The 14,821-nt window shown below is 71.8% G+C and carries 14 protein-coding genes; 4 read left to right on the forward strand and 10 right to left on the reverse strand.

Going from position 1 to position 14,821, the window contains the following annotated elements:
* Positions 1-1,254, forward strand: a complete 1,254-nt coding sequence (locus tag ACWGJ5_RS05020) for a styrene monooxygenase/indole monooxygenase family protein (RefSeq protein ID WP_453308394.1) — start codon at positions 1-3, stop codon at positions 1,252-1,254.
* Positions 1,255-1,412: 158 nt separating this feature from the next.
* Here the strand turns inward: ACWGJ5_RS05020 and ACWGJ5_RS05025 are convergent, their stop codons facing one another.
* The 5 genes from ACWGJ5_RS05025 to ACWGJ5_RS05045 form a co-directional block, all read right to left on the reverse strand.
* A complete protein-coding gene (locus ACWGJ5_RS05025) occupies positions 1,413-1,721 on the reverse strand; it encodes a hypothetical protein (RefSeq protein WP_453308395.1) in 309 nt (102 codons plus the stop codon).
* A 461-nt stretch (positions 1,722-2,182) separates the two neighbouring features.
* A complete protein-coding gene (locus ACWGJ5_RS05030; protein ID WP_453308719.1) occupies positions 2,183-3,247 on the reverse strand; it encodes an NlpC/P60 family protein in 1,065 nt (354 codons plus the stop codon).
* Positions 3,248-3,380: 133 nt separating this feature from the next.
* Positions 3,381-3,683, reverse strand: a complete 303-nt coding sequence (locus tag ACWGJ5_RS05035; protein WP_372478070.1) for a hypothetical protein — start codon at positions 3,681-3,683, stop codon at positions 3,381-3,383.
* A gap of 10 nt (positions 3,684-3,693) precedes the next feature.
* Positions 3,694-4,344, reverse strand: coding sequence for a TetR/AcrR family transcriptional regulator (locus tag ACWGJ5_RS05040; protein ID WP_453308396.1), 651 nt, complete (start codon positions 4,342-4,344; stop codon positions 3,694-3,696).
* A gap of 128 nt (positions 4,345-4,472) precedes the next feature.
* The gene (locus tag ACWGJ5_RS05045; RefSeq protein WP_453308397.1) at positions 4,473-5,411 is read right to left on the reverse strand and encodes an AurF N-oxygenase family protein; all 939 of its coding nucleotides are present in this window, start codon (positions 5,409-5,411) and stop codon (positions 4,473-4,475) included.
* 123 nt (positions 5,412-5,534) lie between these two features.
* Between ACWGJ5_RS05045 and ACWGJ5_RS05050 the strand changes: the two genes are divergently transcribed.
* Together ACWGJ5_RS05050 and ACWGJ5_RS05055 are read left to right on the forward strand one after the other, a co-directional pair.
* Positions 5,535-6,644 carry a ferritin-like domain-containing protein gene (locus tag ACWGJ5_RS05050; RefSeq protein ID WP_453308398.1) on the forward strand — a complete coding sequence of 370 codons (1,110 nt, stop codon included), beginning with the start codon at positions 5,535-5,537 and terminating at the stop codon, positions 6,642-6,644.
* A gap of 469 nt (positions 6,645-7,113) precedes the next feature.
* On the forward strand, positions 7,114-7,986 hold the full coding sequence (locus ACWGJ5_RS05055) for a hypothetical protein (protein WP_453308720.1): 873 nt from the start codon (positions 7,114-7,116) through the stop codon (positions 7,984-7,986).
* Between the two features lie 36 nt (positions 7,987-8,022).
* Here ACWGJ5_RS05055 and ACWGJ5_RS05060 read toward each other — a convergent pair whose 3' ends face one another.
* The 5 genes from ACWGJ5_RS05060 to ACWGJ5_RS05080 all read right to left on the reverse strand — a co-directional run bounded on the left by ACWGJ5_RS05060 (position 8,023) and on the right by ACWGJ5_RS05080 (position 13,917).
* The gene (locus ACWGJ5_RS05060) at positions 8,023-9,480 is read right to left on the reverse strand and encodes a penicillin-binding transpeptidase domain-containing protein (RefSeq protein WP_453308721.1); all 1,458 of its coding nucleotides are present in this window, start codon (positions 9,478-9,480) and stop codon (positions 8,023-8,025) included.
* 81 nt (positions 9,481-9,561) lie between these two features.
* A complete protein-coding gene (locus ACWGJ5_RS05065) occupies positions 9,562-10,932 on the reverse strand; it encodes an FtsW/RodA/SpoVE family cell cycle protein (RefSeq protein WP_453308399.1) in 1,371 nt (456 codons plus the stop codon).
* 108 nt (positions 10,933-11,040) lie between these two features.
* Positions 11,041-12,291, reverse strand: a complete 1,251-nt coding sequence (locus tag ACWGJ5_RS05070) for an ATP-binding protein (RefSeq protein ID WP_453308400.1) — start codon at positions 12,289-12,291, stop codon at positions 11,041-11,043.
* Positions 12,288-13,043, reverse strand: a complete 756-nt coding sequence (locus tag ACWGJ5_RS05075; RefSeq protein ID WP_453308401.1) for a hypothetical protein — start codon at positions 13,041-13,043, stop codon at positions 12,288-12,290. Before ACWGJ5_RS05075 ends, ACWGJ5_RS05070 begins: the two co-directional genes overlap by 4 nt.
* Before the next feature lie 364 nt (positions 13,044-13,407).
* On the reverse strand, positions 13,408-13,917 hold the full coding sequence (locus ACWGJ5_RS05080) for a protein-tyrosine phosphatase family protein (protein WP_453308402.1): 510 nt from the start codon (positions 13,915-13,917) through the stop codon (positions 13,408-13,410).
* A 100-nt stretch (positions 13,918-14,017) separates the two neighbouring features.
* Here ACWGJ5_RS05080 and ACWGJ5_RS05085 point away from each other — a divergent pair, with 100 nt between their 5' ends.
* A complete protein-coding gene (locus tag ACWGJ5_RS05085; RefSeq protein WP_453308403.1) occupies positions 14,018-14,821 on the forward strand; it encodes an NERD domain-containing protein in 804 nt (267 codons plus the stop codon).

A 14,821-nucleotide genomic window follows, 5' to 3' on the forward strand; every position in this document is an offset into this window, starting at 1 on the left:
ATGCGGAAGATACTCGTCGTCGGAGCCGGTCAGTCCGGTCTCCAGCTCGCCCTCGGCCTGCAGTCGCACGGCTACGAGGTCACCCTGATGTCGAACCGGACCGCGGACGAGATCCGCACCGGCCGGGTCATGTCGACGCAGTGCATGTTCCACACGGCACTGCAGCACGAGCGCGATCTGAAGCTGAACTTCTGGGAGTCCCAGGCCCCGAAGATCGAAGGACTCGGCGTCTCGGTCGCGGCCCCCGGCTCGCACGACCCGGGCCCCACCCAGCGGGCCATCGACTGGGTGGGCAGGCTGGACGGGTACGCGCAGTCGGTCGACCAACGGGTGAAGATGGCCGGCTGGATGGAGACGTTCGCGCAGCGTGGCGGCCAGCTGGTCATCCACGGCGCGGCGGTCGGCGACCTCGACTACTTCTCCCGCACCTACGACCTCGTCCTGGTCTCCGCCGGCAAGGGTGAACTGGTCCAGATGTTCGGCCGCGACGCCTCGCGGTCCCCGTACAGCGAGCCGCAGCGCGCGCTGGCGGTGTCGTACGTCCACGGGCTCGGCCCCCGCCCGGAGCACCCGGACTTCCTGGCCGTCCGCTGCAACCTGGTCCCCGGGGTCGGGGAGCTGTTCGTCATGCCGACGCTCACCACCTCCGGACCGGCCGACATCCTGTTCTGGGAGGGCATACCCGGCGGCCCGCTCGACGTCTTCAACGGCGTCAAGGACCCGGCCGAGCATCTCTCCCTGACCCTGGAACTCATGGAGAAGTTCACGCCCTGGGAGTACGCGCGGGCGACCAAGGTCGAACTGACCGACGCGGGCGGCACACTGGCCGGACGTTACGCCCCGACGGTCCGCAACCCCATCGGCCGGCTGCCCGGGGGCGGGCTGGTCCTGGGCGTCGCGGACGTCGTCGTGGCCAACGACCCGATCACCGGCCAAGGTTCCAACTCCGCGTCGAAGTGCGCGGCCGCGTACCTCGCCTCGATCCTGGAGCAGGGTGAGAAGCCGTTCGACGAGGAGTGGATGCAGGCCACGTTCGACCGGTACTGGAACACCGCGCAGCACGTCACCAAGTGGACGAACGCGATGCTCATGCCGCCGCCGGAGCACATCCTGAACCTCATCGGCGCGGCCGGCCAACTCCAGCCCGTGGCCGACCGCTTCGCCAACGCCTTCAACGACCCGGCCGACTTCGAGAACTTCTTCTACGAGCCGGAGAAGACGGGCGCCTACCTGGCCTCGGTCTCCGGGGCCTGACAGGCCTGTGACCAGCACTCCGACGGGCCGGCGCGCTGGTACTGACCAGGTCCGAACCACGCGGACGGCAGCAGATGCCATGCGCAGCCCGACTGCGGCTGCAGACACAGCCGCAGTCGGAACCGCCGGGTGACCGTACCGGCACCGGCCCGACGCAGTCAGAACCAGCCGTAGAGCCCGCCGTAGAGCCAGGGCGCATAGACCCGGTGGATGATGCCGCCTCCTCCCGTGCTGTCCTGGTTCAGGTTGCCCGGTCCAGGCCGGTTCGGGACCTGGTCGCTGCCGTCGCCGCCGTCGCCGCCGTCGTCGGGACCAGGACCGCCTCCATCGCGGTGGGTCGCCGTGGCTATGTGCGGTGCTGCCGGGGCGGCGGCGAATGCCGTGGCGGGCAGCAGCGCACCTCCTCCGATCAGGGCGGCCGTGGATGTGAGCATGAGGAGACGCCGGGTGTTTGAGATGCGCTTCATGGGATCTCCGTAGATGAGAAGTGACTGGTGACTTTCGAGTGGACCACTCGGTTCGCGGACCATTTGCCGAAATATTTTCTGCGGGGACACCGCCAGGCATTTCCGAACGGTGCCGGCGAGCCGCCTGCTCTGCGCAAACCCGCCTTCTTCATTGAGTCCCAAAAACAAAACAGCGTCATGTCCCGGAATTCCGTGACACGCATATTCGGGACTTGACACATGAAGGAAATGCCGATAGGCCCGTCACCGGGCGGCTCCGGAGTGCTCCGCCGACCGGCCGCAGACGCGTGGCCCTGATCGACCGCTCCGTCTTGACGTCTTCCCTGACGGGACTCAGTCCACGGGCTGATCAGCGCGACGCTGAGTGCATTGCAGTCAAGAACGCACGCGCAAGGCAGTCGCGACCGTGTATGACAAGGCCCAGCACAGGGTCTGACGGCCCACGGCCCGTCAGCGGCCGCCTACCTGGCCTCGGTGGCGGGAGCCTGACCATCCGGTCGTACGGCACCGAGCACCGGGTTGGAAGCCAGCGGTGACACCTGGACCTTCTCCCCGGGTCTCGGTGCCTGTACGACCTTGCCCTCGCCCACGTACATCGCCACGTGGGTCGCGTCCCGGAAGTACACCACCAGGTCACCGGGGCGGAGGTCACCGAGCGGGATCCTCTTCAGGTGCTTCCACTGCTCCTGGCTGGTGCGGGGGATGGCCCTGCCCGCGTGTTCCCAGGCCCGAGTGGTGAGGCCCGAGCAGTCGTAGGAACCGGGCCCCTGAGCGCCCCACTCGTACGGCTTGCCGAGTTGTCCCAGGGCGTAGCGGACCGCGCGGGCGCCCTCGGCCGAGGCGGGGCGGCCCGCGGGGAGGGAGCCCGCGGTGGCGAGCTTCTGCTGGGCCTCGGTGACACCCCGCTGCTCCAGCGCGGCGACCGCGGCCAGCTGGGCCGGGGTGAGGGCGGTGAGCAGCCGCTCCACGTCGCCCAGCTTGCCCCGCACCTCGTCGCGCTGCTTCTTCTGCTGGTCGGCGAGGGTGAGTTGGGCGTCCAGGGCCTTGCGGGCCGCCCGGGCCAGGGCGTCCCGCTGCTTCTCCACGGCGGTCAGCCGGTGCACCGTACGGGCCTGCACGCGGGCCAGCTCGCCGATGACATGGCCCTCGTCCAGCGCGTCCTGCGGATCGGGCGCGAGGAGCAGGCGGACGTACGGGCCGAGGCCGCCGGTGCTCTGGTACTGCCGGCGGGCCAGCCGGCCGGCGTCGGTCCGGCTGTCCTGCAGGGCGAGCCGGGTGCGGGCCAGTTCGCCGTCGAGGCGGGCCACCTCGGCGCGCCGGCGCTTCAGCTTCTCGGCGGTGGCGTTGTAGGTCTCGGTGGCCTGTTCGGCCTGCCGGTACAGCTGCTGAAGGTCCGTCAGCAGCTGGGACGCGGACCGCTGCGGGACCGCACCGGGCCGCTGCGGGTCCGGTACGGCCGCGGCGGGTGCGGGCACGAGCACGGCCTGGGCCGCCAGCGCGGTCGTACAGGCCAGGCGCACGAGCATTCCTGACACGTGATCACCTCGGGTGCGGGGAGGGGAATCCCGGCGGGCGGGCTGTTCGCCTCCTATCGCACCGCGATAATCAGATGTATCCGTGCGGGGCGCGCTCCCGGTGTGCGCGGTTCGGCGCAAGCTGTCACTCGTTCGTGGCGTCCGGCTCGGCGGGCGGCGCGGTGGCCGGCTTCGACCACGGCCACCTGAGCCTTCCGCCGGAGGTGTCGTCCGGGTCGTACTGGTACTTCCACCCCTGGATCAGCCCCAGCCGCTTGCTGTGCCCGCGCGGCACCCGGCGGTAGACGAGCACGGTGGGCGGGCCGCCCTCCGGGTCCGGGACGGGGATGCGGTACGTCTTCGGGGGGTGCCCGGTGGGACCGACCATGACCGGCAGCACGCGCCCGTCCATGGGGCCGCCCTCGAAAGGGGTGTCCTCGCTCTTCACGGTCCCAGTCTCAGGCATCCGCGCCGAGCGCGCCGACGACGGCGGCCGTCTGCTCGTCCCGGGCCGCGGTGACCGTGAGGACGGCCACGAACTGCTCCACCAGCCAGTCGCGCAGCTCCTCCACCGGGGGCTGCTTGTCCTCGTCCAGCCAGATCAGGGAGGCCGCCTCCACGGCGGTGATCCAGGTCCGGACGGTCATCCGCAGCCGCGGACCGGGTTCGGCGACGCCGAGATGGCCGTAGATGTGCTCGGCGGCGGCGCGCCGGACCCCGTCCACGATGGCCGTGGTCCGCGAGGTCTCCACCACGCTGCCGCCCTGGAGCAGCGCGCTGAACCCGGTGTCGTGCTCGTCGACGAAGCTCAGATACCGGTCCAGGGCGCGGGACAGGCGGGGCAGCAGGGATCCCTCGCGGGGCTCGTCGAAGCACAGCTGCAGTTCTTCCGCGGCCGAGCGCAGCGCGGCCTCGTACAGCTGCTGCTTGCCGCCCGGGAAGTACCGGTACACCAGGGGGCGCGACACTCCGGCGGCCTCCGCCACGCCGTCCAGCGACACGTCCTCGGGGGCGTGGTGAGCGAACAGGCCCAGGGCGGCGGCGAGGAGCTGGCTTCGCCGCTCCTCGACGCTGAGGCGGCGGTAGGCGGGGGTGGCGGCCGGGGTCATGGCCGTCAGCCTAATCGCCGCGGGGGCGCGGGAGCGTCGGCGCCTGCGGGTCCGTGGTGGTTGCTCGCGCCCACGCGGCGGAGCCGCACATCGATACGGGCCCGCGCCCCCGGTCGGGCATCCGCGCTCTACGCCAAGAGGCCGGACGACCTCCACAGCCGCCGCCCGACCCCCCGCAGTACGCCGATGTCGTCCAGGAAGTCCGTCAGCCGCTTCGCGCCTGTCTGCATGACCTCGCGTCGGTGTCCGCTGGCCTTCACCTGGGCCATGGCCTCCCGCTTGTCCAGCCCCACGTTCGTGTAGACGTCGGGGTTCACGAAGGCGATCGCGAAGACACGCGCGAACTCACCGGACGTGATCCTCGTGAACTCCTGGGACCACTTCGGCGCCGTCACCATCTGACGCCGCAGCTCCTCGCGGGCGTACCGGACGTGCCGGGCCTCCTCGACGACGTGGATGCGGGTGACGCCACGGATGAGGGGCTGGATCCGCTCGTCCGGGAACGTCAGCCGCTGCATCCAGTCCAGCACCTCCTCGCCGAGCAGCGTGGCGGTGAAGGAACCGGGGGTCGTGGAGATGGTCTTGAACAGGCGGCCCAGGTTCTGGTGGACCTTGCTGACCGGGTACCAGGGCGTGCCGCCGTGCGAGATCAGGCGCGCGAACATCTTCGAGTGCCGGCACTCGTCCTCGATCTCGGTCAGCGCGTAGCGGACGTGCGCGCTCGTCGCCGCCTTGTCGTAGATGTGCCGCACCAGCAGCTGCATCAGGATGATCTCGAACCAGATGCCGAGCGACGCCAGCGCCGCCGCCTCGTGCTGGGAGAGCAGGATCCGCTGCTCCTCGCTCATCCGCTTCCACATCGGCGTGTCGTACAGCGAGACCAGCTCCGGCGGCCAGAACCACTTGCCCTCCTCGAAGGGCGCGTCCCAGTCCAGTTCCCTGTCCGGGTCGAAGGAGTGCTTGGCGGAGGAGGCGAGCAGCCGTTCGGCCACCTGCTCCCGGTCCTTGAGCAGGCCGAGCGCATCGCGCAGACCGTCCAGCGCGTCCGCTTCCGTCAGGGTCGTCATGGCTCCCTCACCTCGTTACCCGGGGGTAGTCGTCCTGACTCTTATGAGACTGCCTGTCAGCAAGCTCGTCAATCCCTTGCACATGACTTGTTGACTCGGCGTCTACGTGTGAGCCTGCGAGGTATGCCGACCCATGACCTGTACGCCAACGACCCCGGAGACTCCCCCTGGCAGGTGCCCGCGAGCGGCGCCGCCCGGTTCAGCTGGGAGTACGACGACGGCCGCGAACGCCTGCTCGCCCTGTACCAGAAGGGCAAGGACAAGCAGTGGGACGGGCAGCAGCGCATCGACTGGGACCTGGAGGTCGACCCGTACGACGCGCTCGGCACGCCCGAGGAGGCCATGACCCTGTACGGCACCAGGTACTGGGACAGGATGACCGAGAAGGACAAGGGGGAGCTGCGGCGGCACTACGCCTCCTGGCAGTTCAGCCAGTTCCTGCACGGCGAGCAGGGCGCGATGATCTGCGCGGCCCGCATCGTGGAGTCGGTGCCCGACCTGGACGCCAAGTTCTACTCCGCGACCCAGACCATGGACGAGGCCCGGCACGCCGAGATCTACGGCCGGTTCCTGCACGAGAAGGTCGGGCTCGTCTACCCGATCAACGACAACCTCCAGTCCCTGCTCGGCGACACCCTGCGCGACAGCCGCTGGGACATGCCGTACCTCGGCATGCAGGTCCTCATCGAGGGGCTGGCGCTGGCCGCCTTCGGGATGATCCGGGACACCACCGACAAGCCGCTGCCCAAGCAGATCCTGACCTACGTCATGCAGGACGAGGCCCGGCACGTGGCCTTCGGCCGGCTGGCCCTGCGGGACTACTACAAGCAGCTCACCGACGCCGAATTGCGGGAGCGCGAGGAGTTCGTCATCGAGGGCTGCTATCTGATGCGCGACCGGCTCCGGGGCGTGGAGGTCCTGGAGAACTTCGGCATCCCCAAGGCCGAGGCGGAGGCCCTGAGTGAGCGCTCGGAGTTCCTGCAGCTGTTCCGCAAGCTGCTGTTCAGCCGGATCGTGCCCTGCGTCAAGGACATCGGGCTGTGGGGCAAGCGGCTCCAGCAGGCCTATGTGGACATGGGCGTCTTCGAGATGGGCGACACCAGCCTGGACCTGCTGATGGCCCAGGACGAGGAACTGGCCGAGCAGCTCGACGCACGGCGCTTCGCAGCCGAGGAGCAGGAGCGGATCGCGGAGGTCCGGGAGGCGATCGAGTCGGGGGCGGGGGAGAGCTGACGCGGGTGGAGGCTGGGGTGGCGGAAGTCCGAGGCGGGTGGAGGGCTGAGGCGGCGGAGGGGTGAGGCGGCGGAGGGCTGAGGCTCAGCCCACGCCGTTCCATTCGACACACGCGGCCGCCCCGCGCCTTTCGACTCGACCCCCAGCCGCCCGGCACCCTTCCGCCGGTCCCGCGGCCTCCCAACGCTCCGCCCGCTCGCCGGGTGGAGGGCTGAGGCGGGTGGAGGGTCGAGGCGGGTGGACTGCTGGCGCGGTGGACAGTTGCGGCGGTGGAGGGCTGAGGTCCGGCCCGCGCTGTTCCGCTCGAGACGCGGCCGCCCCGTGCCTTTCGACTCGACCATCAGCCCCCCCGCATCCCTCTCCCCGGCCCCGGCCCCCGGCCCCCGCGCGCTCCGCCCCGCTCGGCGGTGGACCGGCTGAGGTGACTGTCGGGCCGTTCACCTGCGTGCAGTAGCGTGCTGGCGTGTCCATGCCTCCGCCCCCGCAGCCGTACCCGAACGGTCAGCCGTGCCCCACCGGCCCCCAGCAGTCGCCGAACCCGTACGCCCCGCCCCCGCAGGCCGCCCCGGGGCCGTACGGTCCGCAGCCCCCGCAGGCCGCCGCCCCCGGCCCGTACGGATCGCCGTACCCCCAGCAGCAGCCGTACCCGCCCCAGCAGCCCTACGCCCAGCAGCCGTACCCGGGCTGGGGCGTGCCGCCCATGGCGCCGCTGCCGAAGAAGCGGCGGGTCGGGCTGATCCTCGCGATCGTGGGCGGCGCCGTCGTGGCGGTCGTCGTGGTGCTCGTCCTGATCGGGATGGCGGTCGAGAGCGGCTTCCCCGAGGCGAAGAACAAACTCACGCTGCCCCAGACGCTGCTCGACGGGAAGTACCGGCTGGCCCAGGACCTCTCCGACACCGAGGGCAAGAAGATCGAGGACGAGGCCCACGGCGCCTGGGACGCCAAGGACCTGCACGGCGTGGTCGGCACGTACAACGTGGACGGCGACGCGACCAAGGGCACCCTGGTGGTCTCGGGCATGTACGGCCGGTTCAAGAACACCGACGTGGCCCGCAGGAACATGATGAAGGGCGCCGCCGAGGGCGCCAACGCCAAGGTCGCCGTGCCCGCGAAGGACTTCGACCTGAGCGGCGTGACCATCAGCTGCGAGGTGGTGACGCAGGAGCAGATGGGCACGAAGTTCACCGTGCCCATGTGCGCCTGGGCCGACGGCAACACGGGCGCCACCGTCGCCACCGTGAACACGCCGCTCGCGTCCCAGAGCCCGTCGGACATCGACCTGGAGGCGGCCGCGAGGAACACCCTCGAGGTCCGCTCCGAGGCGGTCAAGCCGATCGGCTGACCCTCCTCTCCAATCAGGACGTGACGCGGGCGGTGCTCACCGGCCGAGCACTGCCCGCATCACGTCCCGCGCGATCGGTGCCGCGTTCCCGCCGCCACTGATCTCGCCCCGGTTCGCCGAGGCGTCCTCCACCACCACCGCGACCGCCACCTGCGGTTCCAGGGAGTTGTCCGCCTGCGCCCAGGAGACGAACCAGGCGTACGGCACACCCGTGTTGCCGACCCCGTGCTGCGCGGTGCCGGTCTTGCCGCCCACCAGGGCGCCGGGGATGGCCGCCCTGGTGCCGGTGCCCTCCCGGACCACGTCGGCCATCAGCTCCTTCAGCCGTTCGGCGGTCGAGGGGTTGATCACCTGCCGCACCGGATGCGCCCCGCTCCCCGCCACCGTCTCGCCGTTGCGCCGGGTCGTCCGCTCCACCAGGTACGGCGACCACAGCTGCCCGCGGTCCGCGACGGCCGCCGCGACCATCGCCATCTGCAGCGGAGTGGCCCGCGTGTTGTACTGCCCGATCGAGGACAGCGCCAGCTGCGCCCGGTCCACGTGCGGGTCGAAGGTGCTGGGCGCGACGGAGAACGGGATCCGCAGCCCTGGGTCGTTGAACCCGAACGCCTGCGCCGTGGCCACCATGTTCTGCACCCCGACGTCCACGCCGAGCTTGGCGAACACCGTGTTGCAGGACCACTTGAAGGCCGACCGCAGCGAGGCGTCCCGGCAGCCGCCGGCCTCGTTGGTCAGCCGGGTCCTGGTGCCGGGCAGCCAGTAGGGGTCGGGGGAGCCGGTGTGCGCGTCCAGGTCGGTGACCGCCCCCGCGTCCAGCGCCGCCGCCGCGGTGACCACCTTGAACGTCGACCCCGGCGGATAGGTCTGCCGTACCGCCCGGTTGAGCATCGGCTTCTCCGGGTCGTGGTTGAGCCGCGCCCACGCCGAGGTCACCGCCTCGCCGTTGCCCGACAGCACCCCGGGGTCGTACGACGGACTCGACACCAGCGCCAGGACGCGGCCCGTGGTCGGGTCGATCGCGGCCACCGCGCCCTTGCGTCCGGCCAGCCCCCGGTACGCCGCCTCCTGCGCGCGCCGGTTCAGCGTGGTGACGACGTTCCCGGCCGGACCGGACCGGCGCGTCATGTCGTTCCACAACGGCAGCGGCGACAGCATGGGATCCGTGCCGGAGAGCACCCCGTCCCCGGCGTGCTCCAGGAACGTGGTGCCGTACGACTGCGAGGCGAAGCCGGTGACCGGCGCGTACAACGGGCCGTTCTTGTAGGTGCGTTCGTAGCGCAGCTGCTCGCCGGTGTCCACGGAGCCGGTGACCGGCTCGTCGCCGACCAGGATGTCGCCGCGCGGATGGCCGTAACGGGCGATCTCGGCACGCCGGTTGGCGGGATTGTCGTCGTAGACCCGGGACTGCACCACCTGCACGCGGGCCGCGTTGACCAGCAGCGCCGCCAGCAGCAGTGCGCAGAACGCGCAGGCGTGCCGGATGTAGCGCGCCATCGGCCGCCCGCCGCCGTAGTCGCTCACGGTGCCTCCCGTACGGCGTACTCGCTCACGGTGCCTCCCGCCCGGCGTGCTCGGTCATGGTGCCTCCCGCCCGTCGTACTGGCTGCGCGCCGAGTCGCTCACCCGGATCAGCAGCGCCACGATCGCCCAGTTGGTGACCACCGAGGAGCCGCCCTGGGCGAGGAACGGCATCGCCATTCCGGTCAGCGGGATCAGCCCGGTGACCCCGCCCGCGATCACGAACACCTGCAGCGCGAGGATCGAGGCCAGTCCGACCGCGAGCAGCCGGCCGAACGGCTCGCGCAGGGCGAGACCCGCCCGGTAACCGCGCTCCACGAGCAGCGCGTACAGCAGGAAGATCGCCGCGAGCCCCGCGAGCCCCAGCTCCTCGCCCGCCGTGGCCAGGATGAAGTCCGACTTGGCGGCGAAGCCGATGAGGACCGAGTGCCCGAGCCCGAGCCCGGTGCCGAGCATCCCGCCGGCCGCGAAGGCGAACAGCGACTGGGAGAGCTGGTTCGGGCCCAGCCCGGCCTCGATGGTGGCGAAGGGGTGCAGCCAGTCCTCGATCCGCTGGTTCACATGCGGCTCCATCCGCCCGACGGCCACCGCACCGAGGACGGCGAGCAGCAGGCCGACCGCCATCCAGCCCGTCCGCCCCGTGGCGACGTACAGCAGCACCACGAACAGCCCGAAGAACAGCAGCGAGGTGCCCAGATCCCGCTCCAGGACCAGCACCCCGACGCTCAGCAGCCAGATCGTCACGATCGGCCCGAGCACCCGCCCGGTCGGGAACTGCAGCCGCCACAGCCGGCGGCCCGAGTAGGCGAGCGCGTTGCGGTTGGCGGCCAGGTAGGCGGCGAAGAACACCGCGAGCAGCACCTTCGCGAACTCGCCCGGCTGGATGGAGAATCCGGCGATCCGGATCCAGATCCGGGCGCCGTTGACCGCCGGGAACAGGATCGGCAGTGCGAGCAGCCCGAGCGCGGCGGCCACGCACACATACGCGTACCGCTGGAGCACGCGGTGGTCGCGCAGCACCAGCACCACCGCGATGAACAGCCCGATGCCGAGCGTGGACCACACGAGCTGGGTGGGGGCCGCATGGTCGTGCGGGGTCTCCCGGTCCAGCCGGTAGATCAGGACCAGCCCGAGCCCGTTGAGCAGCACGCCGATCGGCAGGAACAGCGGGTCGGCGTACGGCGCCCGGACACGCACCGCGAGATGCGCCGACAGCGCGAGCACACCGAGCCCGGCGCCGTAACCGACGGCCCCCGGCGGGACGGTACCGGTCCGTGCCAGACCCACCGCGCAGTAGCCGTACACCGACAGCAGTACGGCCAGCACGATCAGGGCGAGTTCGATGCCGCGGCGCCGGGGGAGACGCACGACGGCTGCGGGAGTCTGCGCCGCCGCCACGGGGGTTCCGGTGGTTCCGGCCTTGGTCATGCCCGGAACCTACCCAAACCGGGCAGTGCGCCCCAAAGGCGCGCGGGGAACGACGGGAGAAACCACGAACACCCCGCACCCGGCGGACCACCGGTGCCCCCGAGCCCTCTACCGCCGCTCCACCGCGGGCAGGACCAGCGTGGCGACGGCCCCGCCGTCCACCGCGTTGGCGAAGAACAGCCGCGCCCCCAGCACCTCCGCCTGCCCCACGGCGATGGTCAGCCCCAGCCCGTGCCCGGTCGCCCCGCCCTCGGTACGGAACCGCTGCGGCCCATGAGCCACCAGGTACTCGGGATACCCCTCCCCGTGGTCCCGTACGGTCACCACGGCCCCGTTCACGGTGAGCACCACCGGCGCCCGCCCGTGCTTGTGCGCGTTCGCCACCAGATTCCCCAGCACCCGCTCCAGCCGCCGCCGGTCGGTCTCCACCCGGGCGTCGGCCAGCACCCGCACCTCCGTGTCGGTGCCCGAGGCCCGTACCACCCGCCCGGCCAGCGCCCCCAGCTCCTCGGTGTCCACCGCCGGCTTCTCCCGCCCGGTGTCCAGCCGGGAGATCTCCAGCAGGTCCTCGGTGAGGGTGCGCAGCGCCGCCACCCGGTCCCGCACCAGCTCCGTCGGCCGCCCCGGAGGCAGCAGCTCCGCCGCCGCGTGCAGCCCGGTCAGCGGGGTGCGCAGCTCGTGCGCCACGTCCGCGGTGAACCGCTGCTCGCTCAGCAGCTTGCTCTGCAGGCTCGACGCCATGGAGTCCAGTGCCGCCGCCACCGCGGCCACCTCGTCCTGCGGGCGGGACGGGTCCTTCGTACGGGGGTCGTCGACGCGCGCGTCCAGGTCGCCCGCGCTGATCCGCCGGGCCACCCGCGCCGTGCCGTGCAGCCGCCGGGTCACCCGGGTCACCGCGAACACGCCGACCAGCACCGTCGCCCCGATCGCGAGCGCCGACGACCACAGGATCGAGGTGTCGAGCCCGCTGATGGTGCGGGACTGCTGCGAATAGTCGACCGCCACGGCGAGCGCCCGGTGCCCGGCCACCGGGCCCGCCGCCCACATGGTCGGGCGTCCGTCGTGCTTGGAGACCATGGTGCCGCGCGCGCCGGCCGCCGCCAGGGCGCGCAGCGGCGCGGGCAGCCCCTGGGGGTCCACCCCGGCGTTCGGCATCAGCGTGTCCCCGGCCTCGTACGCCTCGGTGGCGTCCGCGAGGCGGGACAGGGCCCTGCTGCGGGCCTGGCCGACGGTCTGGTTGGTCACGGAGACGTGCACCAGGACGCCGAGCAGCGCGGCCAGCGCACAGCACATCACCGTGATGAACGCGGCCGCCTTCACGGCGAGCGGCCCGGCCCAGCGGGGCAGCGCGAGCCTCACCGCACGCTCGCGGAGGAGGAAGCCGGCGAGGGAGAGGAGGTGAGCGTGGGCGTGGGCGAGGGCTTCTTGGCGTGCCGGCCGTTGCCCGTGTGCAGGTACTCGTCACGGGAGAACACCATCGCCCGCTGCCCCGGGTCCCACACCCAGGTCGTGCGGTACTCGTAGCCGGAGATGTCGGCCGGCGAACGCTCGATCAGCGACCGGCCGGCCAGCTCCACGCCGAGGATCGCGTCGTTGTCGGCCAGCACCTGCACCAGTCTGTGCTTCTCGACGGTGTAGACCCGCACGCCCGTCTGGTTGGTCGGGTAGAGCCGGAAGCCGAGCGTCATGTCGTCCCGGCCGTCTCCGGTGAGGTCCCGGTAGTACGGCTTCAGCAGCGGGCACCCGGCCCCGTCGCCGCCCGCCCGGCAGTTCTTCAGCCGGTCCACGGTCGCGTGGTACGCCCCCTTCGAGCCGTAGTCGTCCGGATGGGCCTTTATCTCGGCCTCGACCACGTGCACCGGGTCCACCTTGCGGATGTCGTCGCCGGGGACCGTGATGCCCTTGACGACCTCCCTGGTCGCCACGTCGTAGGGGTACGCCGGGCTGGACGCCGGGCGCAGGTCCGGCCAGAGCTTGGCGGGGCTGACGGCGGCCGGAGTGCCGCCGGCGCCCCGCAGTCCGCCGGCGTCCCCGCAGGCCACCGCCGTCACCGACAGCAGAGCGACGGCGGCCGCGGTGAGGGCGGTGCGCGCGGGACGGCGGGCTGGCACGGTGCTCCTGGGGTGTCGGGGTCACTGGGGTCGCTCGGGCCCCGTACACCCTATGCGTAGACGAGTAAATTCCGATGTAAGTACTTTTTGCGTCCATGGGAGTGACGCTGGTGACGCTGGAGGAGAGGCTACTCGGGGCTCCTCGGCGGGCGCAGGGAGGCTCCTCGGCGGGGGCAGGGGGTATTCGGCGGGCGTGGGGAGGCTCCTCGGCCGGTGAAGTGAGGTTCTTCGGTCGGCGCGGAGAGCTGCTCGGTGGGGGTAGAGGGGCTGCTCGTCGGGCGCTGAGGGCTGCTCGTCGGGTGCAGGGAGGCTGCTCGGTCGGTGCAGGAAGACTCCTCGGCAGGCTTCCCGGCGGGCGAAAGAGCTACTCGGCCAGCTCCTCCAGCAGCCGCACCGTCGACAGGCCCGCGCGCAGGTACTCCACGAACAGCTCGTTGTGCAGTGCCCACGCCGAGCGCCGGGCCCGGATCAGCCGGATCACCTCGTCGGGCGAAGCATGCCCCCGCTGGGCCAGCGCGTGCGCGACGACCAGGCCCGAGCGGTTGTACCCGTGGTAACAGCGCACGAGTACCCGGCGCCCGGCGTCCAGCGCCTCGTTCGCCGCCCGGGCCAGCCGGATCACCCCGGCGAGCTGCGTGCCGTCCAGCGGGCCGTCCGGTATCGGCCACACATGGTGCTCGACCGCCGGATCGGGGCCGTACCCCGGCAGCCGCAGCAGCGTCTGCACCACATCGAACTCATCACGTACGACGGCGAGCTCCGGCCGTCCCGAGCGGCCCCGGAACTCGTGCCCGCCCATCCACAGACCGGGCACGATCTCGTTCCACGGGCTCTCCGGAACCGGTACGTCGGGCTGCTTTCCGCGGATCCGCAACGGCGCCTCCCCAACTCCCCCTCGCGGGGCCGCCCTCCACGGTAACCGGTCTTGCCCCGGGAGCACCCCGCCTGTTCCCATGGTCGAGGGGTGATGGCGCATGAGCGCACTGCGCGTGGTGCCGGCCTATCGGCACGGCCGGGAACGGCTGTTCGTCTGCCGCCCGGACGGAAGCAATGTTGCCTGGTACGACCGTGAGACGGGCCGGGTCAACCTGCTCGGCGAGGAGGCCAGGGACGCCGTACTCCAGGCCCTGGAACCGTTCCTGACCGGCCCGGTCACCGTGGGCCCGCCGCCGGTGCCGACCCCCGCGGAACTCGCCCGGCTGACCCTGCACCCCGACGACGACCTGGCGCCCAACCGCCCCGGCGAGGCCCTGCTCGTCGCCCTCGACCGCGACCCCGGCCCCGCCCACAGGCTGCGCCCGGACCCGCGCCGGCGCGCCCTGCTGGCCGAGGAGACCGTCGGAGCGGCCCTGGACGACCTGGAGGGCGCCGGCTGGCACACCCTGCACTCCATATGCCTGCCCGGCGGCGACCGCATCCACCATCTGCTCCTCGGCCCCGGCGGCCTGTTCGCCGTACACGCCCTCTACGCCCGCAAGGCCCGGGTCCAGGTCGCCGACCCGATGGTCGCCGTAGGCCGCCGCGAGGCCGAGCCGCTGCTGCGCCGGCTGCGCTCCGTCGCCGACCGGGCCTCCTACGCCCTGACCGCCGAGGTCCGCCCGGTACTGGCCCTGGCGGGCCCGGCCGAGGTGACGGTGACCGCCCCGCCACGCTCGGCACGCATCCTGAAGGACACCGAGCTGGCGGGCCTGGCCCGGCTCGGCGGGGTGCTGAAACCGGCGGACGTGGAGGCACTGCACGGGATGGCGCGGGACCGGAACACGTGGGGGAAGGTGTAG

Source organism: Streptomyces sp. NPDC054783, from assembly GCF_053611725.1.

Coding starts and splice junctions, on each gene's coding strand:
- ACWGJ5_RS05020 (WP_453308394.1), top strand. CDS start 1: ATGCGGAAGATACTCGTCGTCGGAGCCGGTCAGTCCGGTCTCCAGCTC.
- ACWGJ5_RS05025 (WP_453308395.1), bottom strand. CDS start 1,721: ATGAAGCGCATCTCAAACACCCGGCGTCTCCTCATGCTCACATCCACG.
- ACWGJ5_RS05030 (WP_453308719.1), bottom strand. CDS start 3,247: ATGCTCGTGCGCCTGGCCTGTACGACCGCGCTGGCGGCCCAGGCCGTG.
- ACWGJ5_RS05040 (WP_453308396.1), bottom strand. CDS start 4,344: ATGACCCCGGCCGCCACCCCCGCCTACCGCCGCCTCAGCGTCGAGGAG.
- ACWGJ5_RS05045 (WP_453308397.1), bottom strand. CDS start 5,411: ATGACGACCCTGACGGAAGCGGACGCGCTGGACGGTCTGCGCGATGCG.
- ACWGJ5_RS05050 (WP_453308398.1), top strand. CDS start 5,535: ATGCCGACCCATGACCTGTACGCCAACGACCCCGGAGACTCCCCCTGG.
- ACWGJ5_RS05055 (WP_453308720.1), top strand. CDS start 7,114: ATGCCTCCGCCCCCGCAGCCGTACCCGAACGGTCAGCCGTGCCCCACC.
- ACWGJ5_RS05060 (WP_453308721.1), bottom strand. CDS start 9,480: ATGGCGCGCTACATCCGGCACGCCTGCGCGTTCTGCGCACTGCTGCTG.
- ACWGJ5_RS05065 (WP_453308399.1), bottom strand. CDS start 10,932: ATGACCAAGGCCGGAACCACCGGAACCCCCGTGGCGGCGGCGCAGACT.
- ACWGJ5_RS05085 (WP_453308403.1), top strand. CDS start 14,018: ATGAGCGCACTGCGCGTGGTGCCGGCCTATCGGCACGGCCGGGAACGG.